General features: G+C 61.7%; 3 protein-coding genes. 2 read left to right on the top strand and 1 reads right to left on the bottom strand.

The genetic code is table 11. From position 1 onward, the window contains the following. Positions 1-206 precede the first annotated feature (206 nt). Positions 207-1,724 carry a vWA domain-containing protein gene (locus tag ABI_RS10910; RefSeq protein WP_006273024.1) on the bottom strand — a complete coding sequence of 506 codons (1,518 nt, stop codon included), beginning with the start codon at positions 1,722-1,724 and terminating at the stop codon, positions 207-209. A gap of 216 nt (positions 1,725-1,940) precedes the next feature. Here ABI_RS10910 and ABI_RS25940 point away from each other — a divergent pair, with 216 nt between their 5' ends. Beyond that, positions 1,941-3,554, top strand: a complete 1,614-nt coding sequence (locus ABI_RS25940) for a PAS domain-containing protein (RefSeq protein ID WP_083811482.1) — start codon at positions 1,941-1,943, stop codon at positions 3,552-3,554. Then, on the top strand, positions 3,532-4,380 hold the full coding sequence (locus ABI_RS25935; RefSeq protein WP_006273022.1) for an ATP-binding protein: 849 nt from the start codon (positions 3,532-3,534) through the stop codon (positions 4,378-4,380). The genes ABI_RS25940 and ABI_RS25935 overlap by 23 nt, the downstream gene beginning before the upstream one ends. The last annotated feature ends 123 nt before the right edge of the window (positions 4,381-4,503 follow it).

Here is a 4,503-nt window from a genome sequence, read left to right as displayed (position 1 = left end):
ACCTTATGCCTCTCCTAAGAGATGTGTGCATACCCTAACGCCAAAGCGGGGAGAGGACGAGAGCCGAGCGGAGCGTGGGCGATCGGGTGAGGGGCTGCGAGCCTGAGGGGCGTTCTGAGATGATTGTGCACGGACGCTTACCAAGCCCCTCACCCTAACCTCTCCCCGTAAACGGGGAGAGGGGATTCTACAGCGTTTTCAGCATTTTAATTGGCGGCTTCGGCTAGTTTGGTCAGTTCCAGGAACTCCTGGCGGCGGAAGTCGCTTTGGCCACCGGCCAGGCGGCGGGCGTCGTCAAAGCCGAAGCCCTGAAGGTATTTGTCTCCGCGCAGGATTTGACCATAGGCCGCAACGCTCACCGCAAAAGCCATGTCGCCTTGAGGCGCACGGGCGTCGCGTAAGGCCTGGACCGGAACCGCCTGTTCGAGCAGGCGAGAGTCGGTCCCGTTCGGCAGTTTGTAGCGCAGCTTCAGCCACAAGAGTTCGTTGGATGGGGTCGCGGGTGAAGCTGTACCGGTGTAGCGGCGTTCGTCGGTCCAGCCGGTGCCGCCCGCCGGGATGATCTCGTAGATGGCCGTGACCTGGTGCCCGGCGCCGATGTCGCCGGCATCGACATGGTCGTTGTTAAAGTCCTCTTCGGCCAGGATGCGGTTCTCGTAGCCGATCAGCCGGTATTGCGACACCTGGGTCGGGTTGAACTCAACCTGGATCTTGACGTCCTGGGCCACCGTGAACAGTGTCGATGACAACTCGTCGTCCAGAACCTTGCGGGCTTCGGAGGCGCTGTCGATATAGGCGTAGTTGCCGTTGCCGACATCGGCGATACCTTCCATCAGGGCTTCGTTGTAATTGCCAGTGCCGAAACCGAGCGCTGTCAGGGTAATGCCGTCGTCCTTGTTCTTGCGCACCAGGTCCTTGATAGCTTCGGGATCAGAGATGCCGACATTGAAGTCGCCATCGGTCGCCAGGATCACCCGGTTGATGCCGCCGTCGATATAGGCTGCGCGCGCCGTGGCGTAGGCCAGTGCGATGCCTTCACCGCCGGCCGTCGAACCGCCCGCCTTGAGTTGCCCCAGAGCCCGGCGGACCTGCGCCGGATTCGCGGTCGGCTCCAGAACGATCCCGGCCGCGCCGGCATAGACCACGATCGACACCCTGTCCCTCGGACGCATGTCGTCGGCGACCAGGCGCAGGGCGTGCTGGACCAGAGGCAGCTTGTCCTTTTCGTCCATCGAGCCAGATACGTCGATCAGGAAGACCAGGTTGGCCGCCGGGCGTTCGCTGCGGGGCACGTCATAGGCGCGCAAGCCCACCCGCAGTAGCCGAGAATTCGGGTTCCACGGCGTGGTGGTGACCTCGGTGGTGATCGAGAAGGGCTGTTTTTTGTCGGCCGGCAGGGGATAGTCGTAGCGGAAATAGTTGAGCAGTTCCTCGGTGCGCACGGCGTCGGCGGGCGGTCTCTGCCCGTCGTTCAGCAGGCGGCGGACATTGGCATAGGCGCCGGTATCGACATCGACGGCGAAGGTCGAAACCGGCCGGTCGGCAACGCGGACGATCGGCGATACCGCCTTACCATCATACCTTTCGTCATTTGGGCGTTCGCCGGTCGGGGCCGGCACATAGGTCTGGTCGTATTCAGCGGCCTCCGTATACATCTCGGCCGACTTGGGTTGGCAGGCCGTCAGCACGGCCAGCACGGAAACGCACAGCAACAGTCTCTTCATGGAACCCTCCCACAGGGATAACGTGATGATCACGTAACTATCACGGACGCGTGATAATTACGTGATCATCACGTGAATTGTGGAAGAATTAGGGCGGAGCGCTCGCCCTATGAGCGAATTAATAAGGGCCCGATATGATTTGCGGATTCCGGATGAAAATGGACTTGAGAGGCCATTGCCGGCTCTGTAACCTGATGCCGTTACAGGGACTGTTCTATGGCCAGTGCGGATTCTGAAAGGCAGGCAAGCTTTCCAGCCAGTGGCGGCGCGATGGCCGCCAAGGTGCGCGATTTCAATTGGACCAAGACCCCGCTGGGGCCGATAACCCAATGGCCCGTCGCCCTACGGGTCGCTGTCGATCTTATGTTGTCGTCGGCCTTTCCCAAATGCCTGTTCTGGGGCGAGCATCTGGTCGCTATCTTCAACGACGCCTATGTTCCGCTGATCGGCAACAAGGCCGACTCGCTGGGCGAGCCCTATCATATTACCTATTCCGAGGCCTGGGACGATCTGAAGCCCATCATCGACAAGGCATGGGCGGGGGAGGCCACCTTTATCGAGGACCACCTGATTCCGCTGGATCGCTTCGGCAAGCTGGAGGACGCCTGGTTCACCTTCTGCTATTCGCCGGTACGCGACGACAATGGCGCGATCGCCGGTATCATGGATACGGTGGTGGAGACCACCGGCAAGATCAGGGCGCAGCGCGAGCAGGCCGCCGAGCGGCAGAGGCTGCTGACCCTGTTCAACCAGGCGCCGACCTTTATGGCGGTGATCTCAGGACCCGACCATGTCTTCGACTATGTGAATGGCCCTTATGTCTCGCTGATCAACGGTCGGGACGTCGTTGGCAAGCCGCTGGGCGAGGCCTTGCCCGAAGTGGTCGAGCAGGGGTTCATCGGCGTGCTCGATGAGGTTCGCCGCACGGGCAGGCCTTTCAACGCCTATTCCGCAAAAATAGAATTGTTGCAGGCGGACGGCTCGCTTCAGGACCGCTACCTCGATTTCGTCTACCAGCCGATCGTGGGCGCAGACGGTGCGGTGGCCAGCATTTTCGTCCAGGGCGCCGACGTCACCCAGCGCCATGCTGCCGAGCAGGCGCTGCGCGAGTTGAACGAAAACCTTGAGGCTCAGGTCGAGCAGCGCAGTGCCCAACTGGACCGGGTTTGGCGCAAGTCACGCGACGTTCAGATCGTTGTCGATCTGCAGGGTCGTTTTCTGGCGGTCAGTCCGGCCTGGCAAACGATTCTGGGGCGAGATCCGGCCGACGCGATCGGCCGGATGTTCAGCGAGTTCATGCACGAAGATGACTTGCCGGCGGCGCGGCACACCCTGGCCAATGCCAGGACACTGCCGGACCGTGTCGACGTCGAGACACGCTTCCTGCATTCTGACGGGACGCCGCGCTGGCTGTCGTGGCGCTCTACCACCGAAGGCGACGCCATCTATGGCTATGGCCGCGATATCACGGCCGAAAAGCTGCAGGCCGAAGCCCTGCGCCATACCGAGGACGCGCTGCGTCAGGCCCAGAAGATGGAAGCGGTGGGTCAGCTTACCGGCGGTATCGCCCACGATTTCAACAATATGCTGGCGGTGATTACCGGGTCTCTGGACCTGTTGAACCGGCGGCTGGGGGACGCCGATCCGCGCGCCAAACGGCAGGTCGATGCGGCGGCCGAAGCTGCGAGACGAGCGGCGGCCTTGACGCAAAGATTGCTGGCCTTCTCGCGCCAGCAGCCGCTGCGGCCGCAGGCGCTGAACGTCAATTCGCTGGTTTCGGGTATGTCGGACCTGTTGCGCCCACAGTGTGGGCAGTGCGATCCGGCTTGAGACGGTGCTGGCCGGCGGTTTGTGGAGCGTTCATGCCGATCCGAACCAGTTGGAGAACGTCATCCTGAACCTGGGAGTCAATGCTCGCGATGCCATGGCCGAGGGCGGTCGGCTGACGATTGAGACCCAGAATGCCCATCTCGATGAGCGTTATGCCGCCCGGCATATGGGTGTTCCAGCCGGGCAATATGTGCTGATCGCCATCAGTGACACGGGTGAGGGCATGCCGCCTGAGGTGGTCGCCAAGGCCTTCGATCCGTTCTTTACCACCAAGGCGGTGGGCAAGGGGACGGGGTTGGGGCTGAGCCAGGTCTATGGCTTCGTCAAGCAGTCGGGTGGCCATGTGAAGATCTATTCCGAGGTCGGCGAGGGTACGACGGTCAAGATCTACCTGCCGCGGTTTATCGGGGCGGCGGAGGATGAGGTCGTGACGGATGTGTCCGACCTGCCGCTTGGCGAGGAGCAGGAGGTGGTGCTGGTCGTCGATGACGAGCCGGCGGTGCGGCAGTTCAGTTGCGATGCCTTGGTCGAGTTGGGCTATCGGGTTTTGGAGGCCGATGGAGCGGTGCGGGCCCTGGCGATGTTGGAGGCGCAACCGGAGGTGTCGCTGTTGTTTACCGATATCGTTATGCCGGAGACCAATGGCCGCAAGCTTGCGGATGCTGCAAGGGTGCTAAGGCCGGATTTGAAGGTGCTGTATACGACGGGCTATACGCGTAATGCCGTGGTGCATAATGGCGTGCTGGATCCGGGCGTGGAGTTGATCGGCAAGCCATTTACGATTGAGCAATTGGCGGCCAAGGTCAGGCAAGTTCTGGATTCGTAGGTGCGCGCGGGAAGAGGCCCCCTCCGTCTCGACTTGCTTCGGCCCATAGGGGGCCTCGCTCGCTCGCCACCTCCCCATTAGAAATGGGGAGGAGAAGGAAAGTTTGTCCTTAAGTGTTCTTTT

The organism is Asticcacaulis biprosthecium C19 (genome assembly GCF_000204015.1).
GTDB classification, from domain to species: Bacteria; Pseudomonadota; Alphaproteobacteria; order Caulobacterales; family Caulobacteraceae; genus Asticcacaulis; species Asticcacaulis biprosthecius.
This window is presented reverse-complemented; position numbering and strand designations above follow the sequence as displayed.

What these genes read in the sequence shown, in the direction of transcription:
- ABI_RS10910 (WP_006273024.1), bottom strand. Translation starts at nt 1,724, where the DNA reads ATGAAGAGACTGTTGCTGTGCGTTTCCGTGCTGGCCGTGCTGACGGCC.
- ABI_RS25940 (WP_083811482.1), top strand. Translation starts at nt 1,941, where the DNA reads ATGGCCAGTGCGGATTCTGAAAGGCAGGCAAGCTTTCCAGCCAGTGGC.